General features: G+C 59.4%; 19 protein-coding genes, 2 tRNA genes and 1 pseudogene. 15 read left to right on the top strand and 7 right to left on the bottom strand.

Annotated elements, in window-relative coordinates; translation table 11 throughout:
- Window positions 1–181: pseudogene (locus AVHM3334_RS00950) on the top strand (hypothetical protein); the annotation flags it as partial.
- 32 nt (window positions 182–213) lie between these two features.
- On the opposite strand, the gene AVHM3334_RS00945 reads toward AVHM3334_RS00950, so the two are convergent.
- From AVHM3334_RS00945 to hrcA, 3 genes are all read right to left on the bottom strand, one after another.
- On the bottom strand, window positions 214–1266 hold the full coding sequence (locus tag AVHM3334_RS00945; RefSeq protein WP_284408817.1) for a site-specific integrase: 1053 nt from the start codon (window positions 1264–1266) through the stop codon (window positions 214–216).
- Between the two features lie 108 nt (window positions 1267–1374).
- Window positions 1375–1451: transfer RNA gene (locus AVHM3334_RS00940), tRNA-Ile, on the bottom strand.
- Between the two features lie 20 nt (window positions 1452–1471).
- Complete coding sequence (gene hrcA / locus AVHM3334_RS00935; protein ID WP_284408816.1) at window positions 1472–2476, bottom strand: heat-inducible transcriptional repressor HrcA; 1005 nt, start codon at window positions 2474–2476, stop codon at window positions 1472–1474.
- A gap of 28 nt (window positions 2477–2504) precedes the next feature.
- Here hrcA and AVHM3334_RS00930 point away from each other — a divergent pair, with 28 nt between their 5' ends.
- Genes AVHM3334_RS00930 through rapZ form a run of 3 tightly spaced genes read left to right on the top strand, consistent with a single transcriptional unit; the run spans window position 2505 to window position 5933 of the window.
- Complete coding sequence (locus tag AVHM3334_RS00930; protein WP_284408814.1) at window positions 2505–3398, top strand: NAD kinase; 894 nt, start codon at window positions 2505–2507, stop codon at window positions 3396–3398.
- Window positions 3399–5066, top strand: coding sequence for a DNA repair protein RecN (gene recN / locus AVHM3334_RS00925; protein WP_284408813.1), 1668 nt, complete (start codon window positions 3399–3401; stop codon window positions 5064–5066).
- A 3-nt stretch (window positions 5067–5069) separates the two neighbouring features.
- On the top strand, window positions 5070–5933 hold the full coding sequence (gene rapZ, locus AVHM3334_RS00920; RefSeq protein WP_284408812.1) for an RNase adapter RapZ: 864 nt from the start codon (window positions 5070–5072) through the stop codon (window positions 5931–5933).
- Between the two features lie 33 nt (window positions 5934–5966).
- Here the strand turns inward: rapZ and mutY are convergent, their stop codons facing one another.
- The 3 genes from mutY to mutM all read right to left on the bottom strand — a co-directional run bounded on the left by mutY (window position 5967) and on the right by mutM (window position 9886).
- On the bottom strand, window positions 5967–7007 hold the full coding sequence (gene mutY / locus AVHM3334_RS00915) for an A/G-specific adenine glycosylase (protein WP_284408811.1): 1041 nt from the start codon (window positions 7005–7007) through the stop codon (window positions 5967–5969).
- On the bottom strand, window positions 7004–8965 hold the full coding sequence (locus AVHM3334_RS00910) for a dynamin family protein (protein WP_284408810.1): 1962 nt from the start codon (window positions 8963–8965) through the stop codon (window positions 7004–7006). The genes mutY and AVHM3334_RS00910 overlap by 4 nt, the downstream gene beginning before the upstream one ends.
- 105 nt (window positions 8966–9070) lie before the next feature.
- Entirely contained in the window at window positions 9071–9886 is an 816-nt protein-coding gene (mutM, locus tag AVHM3334_RS00905; protein WP_284408809.1) for a bifunctional DNA-formamidopyrimidine glycosylase/DNA-(apurinic or apyrimidinic site) lyase, read from the bottom strand.
- 29 nt (window positions 9887–9915) lie between these two features.
- Between mutM and AVHM3334_RS00900 the strand changes: the two genes are divergently transcribed.
- From AVHM3334_RS00900 to pth, 7 genes are all read left to right on the top strand, one after another.
- Entirely contained in the window at window positions 9916–11703 is a 1788-nt protein-coding gene (locus AVHM3334_RS00900) for a tetratricopeptide repeat protein (RefSeq protein ID WP_284408808.1), read from the top strand.
- A gap of 8 nt (window positions 11704–11711) precedes the next feature.
- Window positions 11712–12242, top strand: a complete 531-nt coding sequence (locus AVHM3334_RS00895; protein ID WP_284408807.1) for a lipoprotein insertase outer membrane protein LolB — start codon at window positions 11712–11714, stop codon at window positions 12240–12242.
- Window positions 12243–12246: 4 nt separating this feature from the next.
- The gene (gene ispE, locus AVHM3334_RS00890) at window positions 12247–13110 is read left to right on the top strand and encodes a 4-(cytidine 5'-diphospho)-2-C-methyl-D-erythritol kinase (RefSeq protein ID WP_284408806.1); all 864 of its coding nucleotides are present in this window, start codon (window positions 12247–12249) and stop codon (window positions 13108–13110) included.
- A 24-nt stretch (window positions 13111–13134) separates the two neighbouring features.
- Window positions 13135–13211 (top strand) — tRNA-Gln (locus tag AVHM3334_RS00885).
- A gap of 44 nt (window positions 13212–13255) precedes the next feature.
- Window positions 13256–14230, top strand: a complete 975-nt coding sequence (locus AVHM3334_RS00880) for a ribose-phosphate pyrophosphokinase (RefSeq protein ID WP_092741181.1) — start codon at window positions 13256–13258, stop codon at window positions 14228–14230.
- Between the two features lie 148 nt (window positions 14231–14378).
- Complete coding sequence (locus AVHM3334_RS00875) at window positions 14379–15017, top strand: 50S ribosomal protein L25/general stress protein Ctc (protein WP_284408805.1); 639 nt, start codon at window positions 14379–14381, stop codon at window positions 15015–15017.
- Window positions 15018–15163: 146 nt separating this feature from the next.
- Window positions 15164–15772, top strand: a complete 609-nt coding sequence (pth, locus tag AVHM3334_RS00870) for an aminoacyl-tRNA hydrolase (RefSeq protein ID WP_284408803.1) — start codon at window positions 15164–15166, stop codon at window positions 15770–15772.
- Window positions 15773–15833: 61 nt separating this feature from the next.
- Here pth and AVHM3334_RS00865 read toward each other — a convergent pair whose 3' ends face one another.
- A complete protein-coding gene (locus tag AVHM3334_RS00865; RefSeq protein ID WP_284408802.1) occupies window positions 15834–16100 on the bottom strand; it encodes a YfhL family 4Fe-4S dicluster ferredoxin in 267 nt (88 codons plus the stop codon).
- Between the two features lie 287 nt (window positions 16101–16387).
- Between AVHM3334_RS00865 and AVHM3334_RS00860 the strand changes: the two genes are divergently transcribed.
- From AVHM3334_RS00860 to AVHM3334_RS00845, 4 genes are read left to right on the top strand one after another with little or no spacing between them, the layout of a single operon-like run.
- Complete coding sequence (locus AVHM3334_RS00860) at window positions 16388–17350, top strand: ABC transporter permease (RefSeq protein ID WP_284408801.1); 963 nt, start codon at window positions 16388–16390, stop codon at window positions 17348–17350.
- Window positions 17350–18252: an ABC transporter permease gene (locus AVHM3334_RS00855; protein WP_284408800.1), complete on the top strand. Its 903-nt coding sequence runs from the start codon at window positions 17350–17352 to the stop codon at window positions 18250–18252. Before AVHM3334_RS00860 ends, AVHM3334_RS00855 begins: the two co-directional genes overlap by 1 nt.
- Window positions 18253–18281: 29 nt before the next feature.
- The gene (locus AVHM3334_RS00850; RefSeq protein ID WP_284408831.1) at window positions 18282–19295 is read left to right on the top strand and encodes an ABC transporter ATP-binding protein; all 1014 of its coding nucleotides are present in this window, start codon (window positions 18282–18284) and stop codon (window positions 19293–19295) included.
- Window positions 19292–20230, top strand: a complete 939-nt coding sequence (locus AVHM3334_RS00845) for an ATP-binding cassette domain-containing protein (RefSeq protein WP_284408799.1) — start codon at window positions 19292–19294, stop codon at window positions 20228–20230. Before AVHM3334_RS00850 ends, AVHM3334_RS00845 begins: the two co-directional genes overlap by 4 nt.
- Window positions 20231–20285 lie beyond the last annotated feature (55 nt).

Here is a 20285-nt window from a genome sequence, read left to right as displayed (position 1 = left end):
GAGCAAGGCCCATGCCCGAATGGCCGTTTTCACCTGGATTGAAGGCTGGTACAACCCTCGGCGCCGACATAGCGGCCTGGGCTACCTCTCACCCCTGAACTTTGAAAGGAGCAACGAAGCCTTGTTTGATGTTGTCGACGAGGCCGTCGTGCATGTCGATACAACACCCAAAACGGTTTGAGAATCAAACCAGTATCCGTCCACGAAAGTGGGTCAACTCCAGTTCGATTGGTTTATTCGGTCTAGCTTCGCAACAAGGTCTTCTGTTCTCAAATGGGTATAGCGCTTCAGCATCTGCATAGATTTGTGGCCGCTGATAGCAGATACCTCTTGATCACTGAAACCATACTCAACAAGGCGGCTTACAGCCTCGTGGCGAAGATCGTGGAAGTGGAAGTTGTGGAACCCTTCCTTTGCCAGAATTTGGCGCCAAACACGATCATATTGCCACGGCCTCCGTTTGCCATCGCGGCCAGGCTCGCCGAAAAAGATAAGGCGCGTATCGTCAGGGCGCACGGGGTTAGAAATTGCCTCTAACATCACCTCGGTAGCCCGGCGACTGAGAGGTACGGTTCTTGATTCGCCGTTCTTAGTGTCAAGAAGCCTTGCGATGCGGCGCTCCATATCCACATGCTCCAGCTTTAATGAAGTTATTTCGGATCGACGCATGCCCGTCTCAATGGCCAATTCCACAATCCACTTCAACATGGGATTACTGTGCGCGGCCACTGCAGCTAGCAGTCTTGCCTCTTCACCATCATCCAAGCGCCGGTCACGGGCCGCACCTGGTGCGGGTTTACGAACCAGGCGCACCGGGTTGTAAACGAGTCCTACGCCCCATTCACGCATAGCCACGGTGTACAAATGGCCCAGCAGCGCCAAGTCAAGCCGCACTGTGTTGGCGGCCTTGCCGTCGACCAAACGCTGATCACGAAACTTGGCCACTAGGTCGGGTGACACAGCGCTCATGGAATACGCACCAAAAAACTTCTTCAGAGCGGCAGTATGTGATCGCTCACCGAGCTGGGTGCAATGCTTCTTGGTCGGTGTAACTTCGGTTGCGTAACGCTCCAGCGCCTGGGCCAAGGTCATGCGATCAGCGGACTGTCGGCGGATGTACAGGCCGCGCACCATTTCGTCCTCAGTCGTTCGCGCCCAGTCGTCAGCGTCCCGTTTGACGCGAAAAGTCTTGATGGTGGGAGGAAAGCCACGCTTGCGGATGATGGCTTTCCAGGTGCCAGAGGGGGTTTTGATAATGCTTGCCATGAGGTGCCTTCGGTTCACTGTACCGAAACTGTTACCTCAGGGGCTATGGTGAATAGCCTTGCCTACAACAGCGCAAGCCGTAAGCTGTTGATTCCATTAGAAATTAAATGGTAGGGCGTGAGTGACTTGAACACTCGACCAAAGGATTATGAGTCCTCTGCTCTAACCAACTGAGCTAACGCCCCGAGCCAACAATTGTATGTGCTTACTTGCGGTGGCTTAGGGCATTGGTCACCAGTTTCGATGTGATGTCCACGATCTGGATCATCCTGTCATAAGGCATTCTTGTGGGCCCAATGACGCCAAGTGTCCCGACGACCTGACCATCGACTTCATACGGAGCAGTGACCACCGAAAGCTCTTCGAATGGCACTATGTGGCTCTCTCCTCCTATGAAAATTCGAACTCCATCGGCCCGATTGGACACATCGAGCAGCCGCAGTATTTGCGTTTTCTGCTCAAAAAGGTCAAAGGCCCGCCGGAGATTCCCCATGTCATTGGAAAAATCGCTTACAGCAAGCAGATTGCGCTCACCAGAGATCACCACATCATCCTGCGACTGCGCCATAGCTTCTGATCCAACGTTGACCGCAGCCTGCATCAGTGACCCGATTTCCTCCCGAAGCTGATCTACCTCGGTTTTCAAGCGTTCACGCACTTGCTCCATGTCCATTCCGGAGTAGTGAATGTTCAGGAAGTTTGCAGCCTCCGCCAAGTGGGACTGTGAATGGTCCACATCCGTAAAGATCACCCGATTCTGCACATCTCCTTCCGGCGAAACGATGATGACCAACAGCCTTTTTTCAGACAATCTTAAAAATTCGATATGCCTGAATACCGAAGCACGCCGAGGCGTCATGACTACGCCTACAAACTGTGAGAGGCTTGACAGCAGGTGCGCAGCGTTTGCAATCACTTTCTGTGGTTGCTCAGCGGCAAGCTGCGGGGAATAAAGCTGCTCTCGCTGCACCGTCAACATGGTGTCTACAAACAGGCGATAACCCTTTGCAGTAGGGATTCGTCCAGCAGAAGTGTGAGGACTGGCGATCAGCCCAATCTCTTCCAAGTCCGCCATCACGTTGCGTATGGTGGCAGGGGAAAGATCGAGACCTGACGCGCGTGAAAGCGTACGCGAGCCGACAGGTTGCCCATCGGCGATATAGCGCTCTACGAGCGCCTTGAGCAACAACTTGGCACGGTCATCCAGCATTGAATCATTTTAATGATCTAATTTCCTAATGAAGCTCAGGTTCAAACGGGTTGCTCTTTTTGGCAAATATCAGCCACACATCTCGAGCGTCGTCTCGGAAGGCTCACGCAATGCCGTGCGCGAGGTTGCACAGTTCCTTGCGGATGAAGGCTGTGAACTCGTCCTGGAACAGGATACCGCCAAGAACACTGGTATCTCTGACTACCCGATGATGGAAGTAGAGCAAATCGGGGAGGAGTGCGACCTGGGTATGGTGATCGGAGGAGACGGCACCATGCTCGGGGTGGGCCGGCAGCTAGCCCCCCACCGAACGCCGCTGATCGGCATCAATCAAGGCCGGCTCGGCTTCATCACCGATATTCCTTTGGATGAGCACGCCTCTGCATTGAAACCTATGCTCCATGGGGAATATGAAGAGGATCTCAGACCCCTGATGCATGCCTGTGTGATGCGGCAAGACATATGCGTCTTTGAGGCACTGGCGCTCAACGATGTGGTGGTGAATCGCGGCTCTACTTCTGGAATGGTTGAACTACGAGTGGAAGTGGGCGGGCATTTCGTGTCCAACCAGCGGGCGGACGGGCTCATCATTGCGTCTCCCACCGGATCTACTGCCTATGCGCTGTCAGCCGGAGGCCCCATGTTGCACCCGGCGATCCCAGGATGGGTCATGGTTCCAATCGCACCTCACACACTCTCCAACCGCCCCATCGTGCTACCAGACACCGAGGTTGTAGTCACGGTCGTTGGAGGCCGTGACGTGAGCGCAAATTTTGATATGCAGTCGCTTGCGGCGCTGCAGCATGGAGATCGGATCGTCGTGCGACGATCGCAACACTGTGTGCGCTTCTTGCACCCTCGTGGCTGGAATTACTTTGCGACCTTGCGCAAAAAACTACGCTGGAACGAAGGAGGCTCATAGATGGCGCTGAAACGGATCGCATTGCGCGATTTCGTGATCGTGGACAGGTTGGAGTTGGATCTGCAAAAAGGATTTACCGTTCTAACGGGAGAGACTGGCGCAGGGAAATCAATTCTGATCGACGCATTGCAGATGCTTCTCGGCGCGAGAGCAGATTCAGGAGTCATCCGTGAAGGGGCAGAGCACACGGATATTTGTGCAGAATTTGATTGCCCGTTCAGTTTGACGAGTTGGTTGGAAGATGCCGGCATTCCGCAAGAAGACGGGCTGCTCCTTCGCCGCACCATTGATCGGCAAGGAAAAAGCCGGGCATGGATGAATGGCATTCCAGCGACGGCAACACAGATGCGAACTGTCGGAGGGCACTTGTTGGACATCCACGGTCAACACGCCTGGCAAAGTCTGATGCGTCAAGAAGCGGTCCGAAGCCTTTTGGATGCTTATGGAGGCGTCGACACCGCAACGTTGGAGCCTCTTTGGAGCCGCTGGCGGGATGACCGCAAGGCATTGGCCCAAGCAGAGGCTACCCAACACACGCTTCAGCAGGAGCGCGAGCGACTGCAGTGGCAAATTAACGAGGTCCAGAAGCTTGGACCCGGGCCCAATGAATGGGATGAGCTGAACACGCAGCACAGTCGCATCTCCCACGCACAAGCACTGCTAGACAGTGCCCAGAAAGCCCTGACAACGCTTGAAAGCGAAGATTCTGGCGCACTGGGTCAGCTGAGTCTTGCATGCCATCTATTGCAAGCGCAGCAACACCTGGACCCCGAGTTTCAATCTGTGGCGGAAGTACTTCAATCGTGTCTGGATCAAGCTGCTGACGCAGCGCACTCTTTGCAAAGCTATCTTCGGCACATTGAATTGGATCCCGATCGGCTGCTGGAATTGGACTCTCGCATGGCGCTGTGGGTTTCGTTGTCGCGCAAATACAAGCGCGCACCCGAAGATTTGGCGATGTTGCTGCAAGGGTGGAGGACAGAACTGGCAAAGCTGGATACAGCTGCAGATTTGGAATCCCTGGGCGAAGCAGAACGTGCAAGCGCCGCGGCCTATTCAAAAGCAGCGCTGGTTGTATCACGCAAGCGCGCCAAGTCAGCGCCGCTGCTTGCCCAATCGATCACTCAAGCCATGCAAGGACTTGGCATGGTCGGCGGACGATTTGAAGTACTTTTAGAAACGACACAAGAACCTGGCATGCATGGAGTCGACAGTGTCTCTTTTCTGGTTGCGGGGCACCCCGGTGCGACGCCTCGACCAGTGGGAAAGGTCGCTTCAGGCGGAGAGTTGTCACGCATCTCGTTGGCGATCTCGGTTACCACCAGTCAGCTAGGACAAGCTCCTACTCTGATTTTTGATGAGGTTGATTCAGGAGTGGGAGGCTCTGTGGCCGAAACCGTCGGGAGACTGATGCAACAATTAGGTCGCGACCGGCAAGTGCTGGCGGTCACTCACCTTCCGCAGGTCGCTGCCTGCGCAGACCATCACCTGATCGTGGCGAAGACGACTCAAGGCGACAACACCACCAGCCATGTGGTCGCGGCCAAGGGAGACAAACGGGTGGCAGAGATGGCACGGATGCTCGGCGGCGAACGTCAATCGCGTGCGACCATGGCACACGCTCGGGAAATGCTCAACGGCAGCAAATCCCTGCTTGGCAAGGCATAAGTCATGGCACTCGAAGTCGTATTGATCACAGGCATGGCGGGATCCGGAAAATCCGTGGCTTTGCATGCATTGGAAGATGCAGGCTACTACTGTGTCGACAACCTTCCCCCTGAATTGCTCGCAGCATTTGTAGCCCTTGAGCACCAGCATCACGGAAACCGAATTGCCATTGCCATGGACGTTCGCAGCGCGACAGCCTTGCCACTGGTGCCTCAGCAGTTGCAACGGTTGCGGAGCGAAGGGGTGGTGGTCCATTCGTTATTCTTGGACGCCACCACCGATACTTTGATAAGAAGATTTTCGGAAACCCGGCGGCGGCACCCACTCTCCAGGGACGAATGGACAGAAGGCCAGCGTGCCTTGCTGCAAACCATCGAACTTGAAAGAGAGTTGCTAGCCGAGTTGCGTGAGCAATCCCATGTCATTGACACCAGCGCCATCCGAGCCGCCCAATTGCAGGGGTACGTTAAAAGCCTCATGCCAGCTTTGCCAGGCCAACTGACGCTCGTCTTTCAATCCTTTGCATTCAAGCGCGGGGTACCTGTGGACGCGGACTACGTCTTTGACGTGCGCATGCTGCCAAATCCTCATTACGAACCTGCTTTGAAAGCGCTGACAGGCAAGGATCAGCCCGTTATCGATTATTTCCAGCGGCAAGCGGATGTAGAACTCATGCGACAACACATCGCCCAGTTTCTATCGCATTGGCTGGAACCTCTAGCGCTCAATCACCGAAGTTATGTCACCGTTGCCATTGGCTGTACGGGTGGGCAGCACCGCTCAGTTTATCTGGTCGAAAAACTGGCATCGCATTTCAGCCAGCGCTGGACAACACTGCGGCGCCATCGAGAGCTGGACGGGTTGTGAACCATACCCGTTCCGAGACGAGGTCCTGACTGTTCACGACAAACCCTTCAACAATTTTCGAATGGGGGTTGGCAAACCTAGATGCTCCAATTCGGCGGGTTTGAACCACGCCCCTTCTATCGGCGCGTCCCATTCCTTTCTCCAACAGATCTGAACCGGGTGCAGATGCAGATCGCGATGAGTCAGAACATGGAGAAAGGCGTCAGCATCCTGAAATGTGACGGGCCACGATTTCACTCGCTCCTGTAATTCCGCACGCTCGGTGAAAACAGGCAAACAGTGCAAGCCGGCCCAGATTCCGGTTGAGGGCCGCTGCTCCAAAAAAACGCGTCCATCCTCATTCCGAAGCAGCATCAACCACCACGATTCTGCGCGGCGCAAAAGTTTACGGGTGCGCACGGGATAGCGTTCAGGATCACCATCGCGACGTGCCTTGCATTGCAGACTCAGCGGGCAGACCATGCAAGCTGGCTTTTTGGGCGTGCACAAACTCGCACCAAGATCCATCAATCCCTGTGTGTAGCGAGGCATTGCATTGTGAAGATCGCTTTTCGGCAGCAAGCCTTGAGCACGATCCCACAAAAGACGTTCGTTTTTAGAAATCGCCAAGTCTTCGGAAAATCCAAGGACACGTGTCAGCACCCGGCGAACATTCGCATCCAATATAGGCACACGCTCGGAGAAGCAAAAAGAAGTGATCGCGCCTGCCGTTGACCTGCCGATTCCCGGCAGTTGCGAGAGAGCTTCAGCTGTCGGAGGAAAGTAGCCTCCATGTATCTCGACAATCTGCTGCGCACAGCGGTGGAGGTTTCGCGCACGGCTGTAGTATCCGAGCCCGCTCCAAAGAGCCAGAACCTCGCCCTCTGAAGCCGACGCAAGCGACTGCACGTTTGGAAACTTTTCGAGAAATCGCTCGTAATAGCCTAGAACCGTGACCACCTGGGTTTGCTGCAGCATGATCTCTGACAACCAAACCCGATAGGGATCGCGAGTTTGCTGCCAAGGCAAGTGATTCCGACCATGCACTGCCTGCCACCGAACTACGTCGGTGGCAATATCCAACGTTTCACTCATGCCAAGGCGGCTTGCTGGCTAGCCTGTACTTCTTCAGACCGGCGAACTCCAGCGAGCTGCTCGGTCATTGCGTTGAGGCGAGTTTCCATGTGAATCAAGTCTTGCTCAGCCATTTCAATCTCTGCAATGCGCTCGACTAATCCACTCGCCGCTTGTTGAATCCGGTCTACGGCTTCTATGCGCCGAGCAAAACTTCGCTTGCGCTCCCTTAGCTGGGCGTCCAACTGGGCGGTTGCGGACTTGCTCCACAACTCCAGATCATTAGCAATCGATTCGAACACCGTCCGAAGCCGCATACCCAGTGCCCGCACCAATCTTTGGGCGAACTCCGGCTGCGCTAACTTGAGCGCATTGCCCATACTTAAATACTGCAGATGGCGCTGTTCTATTTGCGCAATCTCCTGCATGAACGGTTCCAGTTGAGGGGTCGGCGGCACCTGCAATGAGAATCCAAAATCTGTATTCAGTTGACGAAACGTGCCCCCCAGCATGGCGTGAATTTCAGTGCCCGAGAACTGGGCCTTATCCACGATGCCTCGCAGCCGTTCAAAAGTGTCTGCGTAAATTTTACGAACTCCCAATTTCAAGCCCTTTTGCTGCAACGCATCGGTCAAGTAGCTCAGTTCGGTCTTGAGTGAGCGCGCACCCAACTCATGGAAAATATCGCGCAGCAATTTCAAATGCACCGCTCGCACCGCCTGAATCTTGGCGGTGCTCATTTCAAACTCCTTTTGCTCCTGCTCGATCCGGGTTCGCATGGAGTCGATGACCGATGCATTCTTGCCCCGCAAGCTTCGCAACTCCAACATCTGATCATCCAAATCGCGGCGGCGGATATTGATGACCCGGGAGGTCTCCATTCGCAGGCTCGCGATACCCGCTCCGACGGCCGAACGGAGAATGGATTGGCGCTTTCCCATCACGCCCTGTGCCAGCGCTTCTTCAAGAATTGGCAAACCACTTCGCTCCAACAGCAAGTCGTCGCATTGAATTTTTGCGATCAATCCTTTTTGCGCAGAAACCAGCATGACGTTATCTTGCGAAATGCCCAGCATGTCGGCAGACGTCAAACGCTGGCGCTCAAGTTGTTCCTGAACCTGCTCTGGCGAATTGAGCGTGTCCCACAGTGTGTCGATTTTATTGAGAACGACCAACCGGGCATCAGCGCTTTCAGCCGGCGCAGTCAAATGCTCACGCCAGATCGACAGGTCAGAGCGGGTCACACCGGTATCAGCTCCCAGAATAAAGACCACTGCATGCGCCTGTGGAATCAGATTGATGGTGAGCTCAGGCTCTGCACCTACTGCGTTCAACCCAGGAGTGTCGAGAATCACCAACCCTTGTTTCAACAAAGGATGCGGAATATTGATGATGGCGTGCCGCCACATCGGGACTTCTACGAGTCCGGAAGCATCCAGAACAGGATTTTCTTGCGGCAGATCGTCATGCCAAAACCCGAGCGCTCTCGCTTCTTCTAATGTGACGCGTCGGACTTCCGCCACCTTTTCAAGTGAGTGGGCCAATTGCGCAGCGTCACTGATATCTAGTGGAATCTGAACCCATCGTTCAGGTTTGAGACGCCACTCGGCCAGACCTTGTACATGGAGCCGGGTGTCGATGGGCAATAACCGCAAGCTGACAGGCATGACGGGGTCATAACCCAACTCGGTGGGACACATCGTCGTTCGGCCGGCACTGGCAGGCATGATGCGGCGGCCATAGTCCGCAAAGAAAATGGCATTGATCAGCTCGGACTTACCGCGGGAAAATTCCGCAACGAAGGCCACCATGACTTTGTCGCTGCGAACCTGACTCTCCAGCCGCTGCAGCTTTTCGCCGACAGCAGCGTCCATTAGAGAGTGCGACGTCATCCAATCGGCCAACTGCTTCAGTTGAAGCGCAAATGCGCGGCGCCACGCACCATGCTGGTCGAACTGCTCGTTAAAAGAAGGTCCCACTTTGCTCCCGAATGTCGCTGCACCCCCACGGGCGAGGGCCTGCACAAAATATAGCACCCTACGAACTCATCGAAGCCTGTCACGGGCGGGGGCTTCACCCCTAACTCATCCCTTCTGACAACGCATGCAATAGTAAGTGCTTCGTTGGCCCTGCCGAATCATGCGGATGATTGAGCCACAAGTGCTACATGCTTCGTCCTGCCGTCCATAAACATGGGCCTCCAACTGGAAATGGCCCTCACTGCCATCGGCGCTCGCAAAGTCACGCAGCGTGCTGCCTCCACGTTCTACAGCCCTTGTCAGCACTTGCCGAATCGCTGCATGCAACCGTCGCACACGCTCCAAACCAATGGTTGATGATTTCGCCGTGGGTCGAATTCCCGCCAGGAAAAGCACTTCGGATGCGTAGATGTTTCCAACGCCCACTACTACTTTTCCACCGAGAAGGACCTGTTTTACTGGTGAACGGCTGGCACGCAGGCCCGCGAAAAGGCCGTCGACCGTGAATAGATCTGAAAGAGGCTCGACACCCAGGGTGCTGAGCAGCTTTCTGGCCACGGGATCGTCTTCGCCTTCTGCCCATACCACCGCCCCGAATCGCCGGGGATCACGCAAGCGCAAAGTGCCACCGGTCGTCCTCATTTCAAAGTGATCGTGCAGCCCAATAGCGCCAAGATCATGGCCCAAGCGCAAGCTCCCCGACATGCCGAGGTGCACCAGAAGCAATCCGCTATCCAAATCCAACAAGAGGTACTTACCTCGGCGCCGCACCTGGATGATGGTGCGGCCAATCAAGCGTTCCGGTGGATAGCCGAGAGGCCACCTCAACGGCTTGCCCAGCGCAACGGATTCGATCACTGCCCCTGACAGACCTTTCGCGATGCTGAGTCGCGTGACTTCCACTTCCGGCAACTCAGGCATGCCTGCACGCTCCACAAAGACCTCGGACCATGGATTATTATGGGTCGATGGCGCAATTACATCGAATCTGGACCGTTACCCTGGCGTGCATCATGGTGATGGGAGCTCTCTCCGCACAGGCGCAAAACACGCCGCCCAATCCGCAAGCGGACTCCCGGGAGTCTCAGGAATCCTCCAGCGATGCCACTGCGGCATTGGATGCCGAACTGTTTTACGAAATTCTGTTGGGGGAAATCAGCACCACAGGGGGCGACCCCGGGACGGGCTACTCGCTCATGCTCGAGGCAGCCCGGCGCAGTGGCGACGGTCAGCTCTACCGTCGAGCCATTGAGATTGCGTTGCAATCCCGCTCGGCTGAATATGCACTCGCGGCCGCGAAGGCCTGGAAAGAGGCAAAGCCTCAATCACGAGAGGCCAATCGCTACGTACTGCAAATACTCATTGCACTTAATCGAACCGAAGAGACTTCGAATTTGCTCAAGCAAGAATTGGCGCAGTCACCCGCTCGCGACAGGGCGATGACGCTGCAGGCCATACCCCAGCTTTACGGGAGAGCGAGTAACAAGGCCATGGCAAGCAAAGTGGTCGAGCAGGCGCTGGCCGACCAACTCGTCAATCCAGCATCTGCACCCTTGGCTTGGATCACCGTGGGCCGAATGCGCCTGGCTGCTGGCGACAAAAAAGGCGGTTTGGAGGCCGTGCGCCAGGCGCAAACATTGGAAGCGCCTGCCGAAGCAGTGGCCCTGCTGGCCTTGCAGCTGCTCGAAGCCGGTGAGACGGAAGCCGAACCGTTGGTGGCACGCTATTTGGCCGGCATGCCCAAGCCGGAGATTCGAATGGCGTACGTCAGGGTTCTGCTGGATTCTCAACGCTATGCAGAAGCGTCCAAGCAGGCCGACTTGCTTACGCAAAGTACGCCGGACATGGTGGAAGCTTGGCTGATCCAGGCCACTTTGCATCTGCAGGCAAATCGTCTCGATGAAGCAAAGGCGTCGCTGCTTCAATTCCAAAAACTGCTTGAGTCTTTGCCCGAAAGCGATCCACGCCGGGCGGCGGCGACCAAGGCGTTTTTATTGCACGCGCAAATTGCAGAAAAGCACGGCAATCTGGCTGAGGCCGAAGAATGGCTGGGAAAGGTTGGAAACTCTGCCGAATTGCTGACGGTACAGAGCCGCAGAGCATCCCTGCTGGCCAAACAAGGCAAACTACCCGAGGCCATTGCACTCATTCGTGCCTTGCCAGCCAAGACCGCCCAGGATGAGCGAATGAAGTTGCTCGCCGAGGTCCAACTTCTGCGCGATGCACAACGCTACCGGGAGGCTTACGAAGCACAAGGCAAGGCGGCAGCACTGGCACCCCAGGACAACGAGTTGGCCTACGGCCAAGCCATGTTGGCCGAAAAAGCAGGCCTGTTGGACGAGATGGAAAAACTGCTGCGCGAGATCATTGCCCGCCAGCCAGACTATCACCATGCTTACAACGCCTTGGGGTACTCATTGGCAGAGCGAGATATTCGCCTGCCCGAAGCTAAGCAATTGATTGCGAAAGCTTTGGAATACGCTCCTGGAGATCCCTTCATCATGGACAGCCTGGGATGGGTGGAGTTTCGGCTCGGCAACCGAAAGGAAGCCGTACGCCTGCTGGGCGATGCATTCAAAGCCCAGCCCGATCCAGAAATTGCAGCCCACCTGGGAGAGGCGCTCTGGGCGATGGGAGAGCGTGATCGGGCAGCAGTGGTCTGGAAAGAAGGTTTGCGGCTGAACAAAGACAACGACACGCTGCGACAAACCCTTAAGCGTCTCGGAGCAAACCCTTGATACGACAAATGGCCACGGGCTATCGCCCTGCTTTCGTCAAGACTCACTGGTCCACATGGCGCGCCGTGCTGGCGATAGTGATGACACTTCTTGCGACCGGTTGCGCGCAGCAGGCTCGCGTAAGCCATCAGCAAAGTCCACAAGCGAATGCTTGGAGTGGCCGACTTTCACTCCAAGTCGATGACCCTGCTGCTCAGCCATTGAATGCAGGCTTTGAATTGAGAGGCCAGCCAGCGCAAGGTGAATTGACGCTGCTCAACCCCTTTGGCAATGTCATCGCCAAGCTGATTTGGTCTCCAGGCAGGGCCACATTGACCAACGGCAACGAAACGCGCGAGTCAGACTCATTGGACACACTGGTATTGCAACTCACAGGCAGCACAGTCCCTGTGACTGCCTTGTTCGGCTGGCTTCGCCAGGAGCCTGCAGTGGCCGAGGGATGGGACGCCGATCTGGAAGGAATGGACCGCGGCAGGCTAGTCGCTTATCGCCGCAGCCCACTGCCCCAGGCCACGCTGCGCATTGCACTGGACCGCTGACAGCATGCAATCGCTGCATGACGTGCCAGCGCCGGCCAAGCTCAATTTATTTCTTCACATCACTGGGCGACGGGCTGATGGCTATCACTTGCTGCAGTCGGTATTCATGCTCATTGATTGGTGCGACGTACTGCATTTCGAACGGCGCAGTGATGGGCAGGTCAGCCGGGAAGACCTGTCGCAAGCATTGCCGCCGCAAGACCTTTGTATTCAGGCCGCCACGGCATTGCAGAAGGCGACAGGATGCAACCTGGGAGCGCATATCAGCGTTGAAAAGTGCATACCAGCCCAAGCCGGCATGGGTGGAGGATCTTCGGATGCCGCATCCACCTTGCTGGCGCTCAACAGGCTTTGGGACCTGCACCTGACCCGAACCCAGCTGGAACAAATCGGACTGTCGCTTGGGGCCGACGTGCCCTTTTTTTTACGCGGCAGGAACGCTTGGGTCGAAGGAATTGGTGAGACAATACGCCCGCTTGAGAGAGAGCATGCACTGCCAAGAACACAATTCCTGGTAGTCAAACCAGAAGCGGGATTGGATACGAAATCGATTTTTTCGCACCCTTCTTTAAAACGCGATTCTGGCTATGCTACAATCTTAGGCTTTGCTGCAGCACACTACCGATTCGGAAGTAATGACTTGCAGCCGGTTGCTCAGGCACTGTGTCCCGAAGTGAGTCAGGCCCTCGATTGGCTTGAATCAAAAGGGTTGCAAGGACGAATGACTGGCTCTGGAAGTGCAGTGTTTGCGCAAATGCCACATGCGGTTAACTTGCAAGACGCCCCGGGCGCATGGCAAGTGAGGGCATGTGGAAATCTGATGATTCATCCTCTGGCAGGATGGGCTTCAGACGAAGATTTCGGTTGATTGCTTTCGGCAATTGACCTGTGTAGGGGAGTCGCCAAGCTGGTTAAGGCACCGGATTTTGATTCCGGCATGCGAAGGTTCGAATCCTTCTTCCCCTGCCAAATCCTTTCGCACACGGGCATTTTTTTAGACTGCTGGGTCGCTCATGCAAGCCAATCACCCCGACTTCATGGTTTTCACCGGCAACGCCAATCCTGGGATGGCGGCTGATATTGCCCGGCACCTCGGTACTACGCTCGGTGCAGTGGACGTAGGCCGTTTCTCTGACGGCGAAGTCACCGTCGAAATCAAGCAAAACGTTCGTGCCCGCGATGTATTCGTTGTGCAATCGACCTGCGCGCCGACCAACGAAAACCTCATGGAATTGCTGATCATGGTCGATGCGCTCAAGCGCGCTTCGGCTGAGCGCATCAGCGCGGTGATTCCCTACTTCGGGTATGCCCGACAAGACCGCCGTCCCCGCTCCAGCCGGGTGCCCATCTCCGCCAAGGTAGTGGCCAACATGCTGCAGGCCGTGGGCGTCGCCCGCGTGCTGACGATGGATCTGCATGCAGACCAGATCCAGGGCTTCTTCGACATTCCGGTGGACAACATCTACGCATCGCCCGTCCTGCTGGGTGATCTGCGCCAAAAGCAGTACGACGACCTGATCGTCGTGTCGCCTGACGTGGGCGGCGTGGTTCGTGCCCGCGCGCTGGCCAAGCAACTCAACTGCGATCTGGCCATCATCGACAAGCGCCGGCCCAAGGCCAACGTGTCGGAAGTGATGCATGTGATCGGTGAAATCGACGGCCGTAACTGCGTGATCATGGACGACATGATCGACACCGCCGGCACGCTCGTGAAGGCCGCCGAAGTGCTCAAGGAGCGTGGCGCCAAAAAGGTGTATGCCTATTGCACGCACCCTATTTTTTCGGGCCCGGCCATCGAACGCATCGCCAAAGGCTCCGCGCTCGACGAAGTGGTCGTGACCAACACCATCCCCTTGAGCGAAGCCGCCAAGGGATGCGCCAAGATTCGCCAACTCTCCGTGGCACCGCTGATCGCAGAAACGATCCAGCGCATTGCCAAGGGTGAGTCGGTGATGAGTCTGTTCTCGGACCAGGACAATCTTTTCTGATCTTATTCCGCCCTCGCGCGGATTGGATGCCAAGCCTCCTTCGGGAGGTTTGTTCGTTCGGGAACACAAGCAGACCCGCTGCCAGGTGGCACGTGTCTTTTTCAACAGGGTCTGAGCTGGTCGCGGCCGGCCCTTACAGGAGCTAACTATGAACTTCGTCGCTTTTGAGCGCGCCAAGCAAGGTACGGGTGCGAGCCGCCGTCTGCGCAACACGGGCAAGACGCCCGGCATCGTCTACGGCGGTGCAGCCGAGCCACAACTGATCGAGATCGACCACAACGCTCTGTGGCACGCCCTCAAGAAGGAAGCCTTCCACTCCAGCGTGCTGGACATGGAAGTCGCTGGCACCACCAGCAAAGTGCTGCTGCGTGACGTGCAATACCACCCCTACAAGCAACTCGTGCTGCACATCGATTTCCAGCGCGTGGATGCCAAGACCAAGCTGCACATGAAGGTGCCACTGCACTACAGCGGCGCTGAAGAATCCGACGCCGTGAAGGTGGACAAGTGCCTGGTGAACCCCGTCGTGAACGAACTCGATGTGTCGTGCATGCCTTCCGACCTGCCTGAATTCATCGCTGTGGACCTGTCCAAGCTGAAGAAGGGTTCTTCGCTGAACCTGAAGGACATCAAGCTGCCCCGCGGCGTGAGCGCTGTGATCCGTGGCGGCCAGAACAACCCCGTTCTGGTGTCGGTGACGAACCCTGTGGTCGAAGTGGAAGCGCCTGCTGCCGACGCAGCAGCGCCCGCCGCCGATGCCAAGGCCGGCAAGGGCAAGAAGAAGTAAGCAAGCAAGCAAACAGCACTGTCGTATTCCGACAAGCAAGGGGCAGGCAGCGTTGCCGCTCCTTGCGGGCCGCTTCGGCGGCCTGCTCCCAACGGCCCCTCATGCGGGCCGTTTTTCTTTGGCGCACACGGATAATCGCGGACACCATGATCAAACTGTTTGTGGGCCTGGGCAATCCAGGGCCCGATTACGACGCCACTCGCCACAACGCCGGATTCTGGTGGATCGATGCGCTCGCCCGTGAGCTCAAGACCACGCTGGTGCCCGACCGCAGCTATTACGGTCTGGTGGCCCGCACGAGCGTTCACGGGCAAAGCGTGTGGTTGCTGGAGCCCCAGACGTTCATGAACCTCTCGGGCAAATCGGTGGCAACGCTGGCGCGGTTTTTCAAGATCCAGCCGGATGAGATCCTGGTGGCGCATGACGAACTGGACATCGCTCCAGGCCAGGTGAAACTCAAGCGCGGCGGCAGCCATGCCGGCCACAACGGGTTGCGCGACATCCATGCGCAATTGGGGTCTGCGGACTACTGGCGCCTTCGCATCGGCATCGGCCACCCGGGCATCAAGGCGGAAGTGGCGAACTGGGTGCTCAAAAAGCCCTCCCCCGACCATCGCACGCTGATCGAAGACAGCATCGCCCATTCCCTGAAAGCCCATCCGGCCATGCTGGCAGGCGATATGGAAAAGGCCACGCTGCTGGTGCACACGACCAAGCCTCCACGGCCCAAGCCACCCCGACCCGAAGGCATTTAGCTATTATTTTTATAGCTAACAATGCTTACTGAATAAGCGCTGGTGGCATCCAGCGCCTGGACTATCCGGCCGAACCCTGTGCAGGCGCCTGCAGGCGTTCGTACTTCTGAAAGAGGGTTTCCCGGCTCTCGACGTGTTGCGGGTTGACCGGAATGCACGCCACGGGGCAGATCTGCACGCATTGCGGCTCATCGAAATGGCCCACGCATTCGGTGCACTTGGCGGGATCGATTTCGTAGATGGCCTCGCCCAGGTAGATGGCCTGATTGGGGCACTCGGGCTCGCACACATCGCAGTTGATGCACTCGTCGGTGATCATCAGCGCCATGGCTGTCTCCCTGCGAGGGCCTGGAGGATGCGGAGTGCGGAAGTCATCGGGCGATTATCCCTGCGGCGGCATGCCCCTGGCGCAGGCGGGGCGGCGATGTGCTGCGCGCCGATCACTTAGACGCCCCTCCCGCACGGCGGCGCCAAGCCATCGGCCCACCGAACACACGCGACAGGCACGGCGCCCGGGCGCTGGCCTTGGCCGGCCATTTGCCGCTATGCTGCCATTCACGCCGCCCTGCCCCTTCCGGCAGCCCGGACGCCCCTGGCGCCCTTCAGAACCACCCCATGGGACCCTTCCTCCTCAAACGATTGCTCACGCTCGTCGCCACGCTGGCCGGTGCGTCGGTGGTCGTGTTCGTGGTGCTGGAGATCCTGCCCGGCAATGCGGCGCAGATGCTGATGGGGCCGGATGCCTCGCCCGAGGCCGTGGCCGCCCTGGCGGCGAAGCTGGGGCTGGACCAGCCCGCACTGCAGCGCTACGGCCACTGGGTGGGCGGGCTGCTGACGGGTCAATTGGGCGACAGCTACGCCTACGGCACGCCGGTGCGGGACCTGGTACTGGAGCGGCTGGCGCTCACCGTGCCGCTGGCGCTGATGGCCATGGCCATCACCACCGTGCTGGCGCTGCTGGCGGGTGTGTACGCGGCATCGCGCCACAACCGCTGGGGCGATGTGGGCGTGATGGGGCTGGCGCAGATCGGCATCGCCATTCCGAATTTCTGGTTCGCCATTTTGCTGATCCTGCTGTTTTCGGTGAAGCTGCAGTGGTTCTCGGCGGGCGGATTTCCGGGCTGGACCGAGGAGAGCGGCGGCAGCCCGCTCGAGGCGCTCAAGGCACTGCTGCTGCCGGCAATTTCGCTGGCCGTGGTGCAGGCGGCGATCCTGGCGCGCATCACGCGTTCGTCGGTGCTGGAGGTGCTGCGCGAGGACTTCGTGCGCACGGCGCGCGCCAAGGGCCTGTCGCGGCGCGCGGCGCTCTGGGGCCACGTGCTGCGCAACGCGATGATTCCCGTGGTGACGGTGATGGGCCTGCAGTTCGCCAACCTGCTGGCGGGCACCATCGTGGTGGAGAACGTCTTCTACCTGCCGGGCCTGGGACGCTTGATCTTCCAGTCGATCGCCAACCGCGACCTGATCGTGGTGCGCAACTGCGTGATGCTGCTGGCGGCCATGGTGATCGTCGTGAACTTCGTCGTGGACATTCTTTATGCGGCCATCGATCCGCGCGTGAAAGCCAGCGACCTGTAATGCCCACACCCGCCACACCGTCCTCTCCTGCCATTGCTGCCGCCCCCGCCACCGCGCCCGGCACGGCGCCTTCGGGATGGGCGCGGGCGCTGCGCCACCGCAGCTTCGCCATCGGCGCGGTGCTGTCGCTGCTGCTGGTGCTGGCCGCCCTGGTGTCGTTCGCATGGACGCCCGGCTCGCCCTACGACATGGACATGGAGGCCAAGCTGCTGCCCCCGTCGGCCGCGCACTGGCTGGGCACCGACGCGTTCGGGCGCGACGTGGCTTCGCTGCTGCTGGTGGGTGCCCGCAATTCCATCCTGGTGGGAGTGATCGCGGTGGGCATCGGCCTCACCATCGGCACGGCCCTGGGGCTGCTGGCGGCGGCGCGGCGGGGCTGGGTGGAAGAACTCATCATGCGGATGGCCGACTTCACCTTCGCATTCCCGGCCATTCTCTCGGCCATCATGCTCACGGCCGTGTTCGGGGCGGGGGTGGTCAATTCGATCATCGCCATCGGCATCTTCAACATTCCCACGTTCGCGCGGGTCACGCGGGCATCGGCCAACGCGGTGTGGTCGCGCGAGTTCATTTTGGCGGCGCGCGCCTGCGGCAAGGGCCCCTGGCGCATCACGATCGAGCATGTGCTGCCCAACATTGCCGCGGTGCTGATCGTTCAGGCCACGATCCAGTTCGCGCTGGCGATCCTGGCCGAGGCCGCGCTGTCGTATCTGGGCCTGGGCACGCAGCCGCCGCAGCCTTCCTGGGGCCGCATGCTGAGCGAGGCGCAGACGTTGATGTTCCAGGCGCCGCTGCTGGCCGTGTGGCCGGGCGTGGCGATCGCGCTGGCGGTGCTGGGGCTGAACCTGCTGGGCGACGGCCTGCGCGATCTGCTCGACCCGCGCCTGGCGCGCCAGCGCTGACCGACATGGACCGCACCGTGACGCCCGCCATGCCCCTGCTCGAAGTCTCCGACCTGCACGTGCGGCTGCACACGCACCGCGGCCCGGCCGATGCGGTGCGCGGCGTCGGCTTCACGCTCGAACGCGGCGAAACACTGGGCCTGATCGGCGAATCGGGCTGCGGCAAATCGCTCACCGCGATGGCGCTGATGGGCCTGCTGCCGGACCGCGCCACGACCCGCGGCAGCATTCGCTTCGACGGTGCCGAGATGCTCGGCCAGAGCGAAGCAGCGCTGTGCCGCATTCGCGGGCGCCGGATCGGCATGGTGTTCCAGGAGCCGATGACGGCGCTCAACCCCGTGCACACCATCGGCCGGCAGGTGGCCGAGCCGCTGCGGCGGCACCTGGGGCTGTCCGCCGCCGCCGCACGCACGCAGGCCGTGGCGCTGCTGGAGCGCGTGGGCATTCCCCGTGCGGCGCAGCGATTCGATGCATTTCCGCACCAGTTCTCGGGCGGGCAGCGCCAGCGCATCACCATCGCGATGGCGCTGGCCTGCGGGCCGGACCTGCTGATCGCCGACGAGCCCACCACCGCGCTGGACGTGACGGTGCAGCAGCAGATCCTGGGGCTGATCGGCGAACTGGTGGCCGAGCGCGGCATGGCGTTGATCCTGATCTCGCACGACCTGGGCGTGATCGCGCAGAACGTGGACCGCATGCTGGTGATGTACGGCGGCACGGTGGTCGAGCGCGGCCCGACGGCGGCGGTGTTCTCGGCCATGGCCCACCCGTACACGCGGGGGCTGTTCGCGGCCCGGCCGCGGCTGAATGGGGCATCGGGGAGAGGCGCCGCTGGCACGCGCGTGCGCCTGCCGACCATTGCCGGCACCGTGCCGGAGCTGGTGGACCTGCCGCCGGGCTGCCCCTTCGCGGGCCGCTGCGGCTTCACGGTGCCGGCGTGCTACCCGGCCCTGCCGCCCGCCGTGCCGCTGGGCGACGACCATTCGGCCCGCTGCATTCGGCTGGGCGCGGTGGCCGCCGCAGCGCAGGAGAGCCGGGCATGATCCTGGGAAATACTATCAAAACCATAGCATCAAAGGCAATAAGTACTAGGGCATCGGACCAATTTGACACCGAGGAGCCTCCTCTGCTGCAGGCCACCGGCCTGGTGCGCGAATATGCCCTGCCGCGCGAGCGCCTGTGGTCGCCTCCGCCCACGGTGCGGGCACTCGACGGGGTGAGCTTGTCCATCGCGCCCGGCCGCAGCCTGGGCGTGGTGGGCGAATCCGGCTCGGGCAAATCGACGCTGGCGCGCCTGGTAATGGCGCTGGATGCGCCCACCTCCGGCAGCGTGCACCTGCTGGGGCGCGATCTGCACACGCTGCCCGCAGCCGAGTTGCGGGCAGCGCGCCGCGATTTCCAGATGGTTTTCCAGGACCCCTACGGCTCGCTCGACCCTCGCCAGACGGTCGCACGCATCGTGGCCGAGCCACTGCAGGCGCTGCATGCCACGCCGGATGCGGCGAAGGTGTCGCGCGCCGAACAGCGCGAGCGGGCCGGCGAGGCGCTCGCCCAGGTGGGCCTGCGCACGAGCGATCTGGACAAGTACCCGCACGAATTCTCGGGCGGGCAGCGCCAGCGCATCGCGATCGCCCGCGCCATCGTCACGCGGCCCCGCCTGGTGGTGGCCGACGAGCCGGTGAGCGCGCTCGATGTGTCGGTGCAGGCGCAGGTGCTGAACCTGCTGCAGGACCTGCAGGAAACCTTCGGCATCACCTACCTGCTCATCAGCCACGACCTGGCCGTGGTGAACCACCTGTGCGACGAAGTCGTGGTGCTCTACCAGGGCCGCATCGTGGAGCGTGGCACGCCCGAGGCACTGTTCAGCGAGGCCGAACACCCCTACACCCGCGCGCTGGTGGCCGCCGTGCCGCCCATCGCGCCCCGCCCGGCCCGTGCGGCGGCCGTCCCGCTGCGCGCCGATGGGCAGCGGGTGTAGTAAAAAGCCCCTTGGCCGCTGCCTGCCCGATGCCTTCCGGCCCGCCCCTGGTTTG

Origin of the sequence: Acidovorax sp. SUPP3334 (assembly GCF_030159055.1) — a bacterium.
Lineage (GTDB): Bacteria > Pseudomonadota > Gammaproteobacteria > Burkholderiales > Burkholderiaceae_C > Paracidovorax.
The sequence above is the reverse complement of the archived record's forward strand: the minus strand, read 5'-3'. Positions and strand labels throughout refer to the sequence as shown.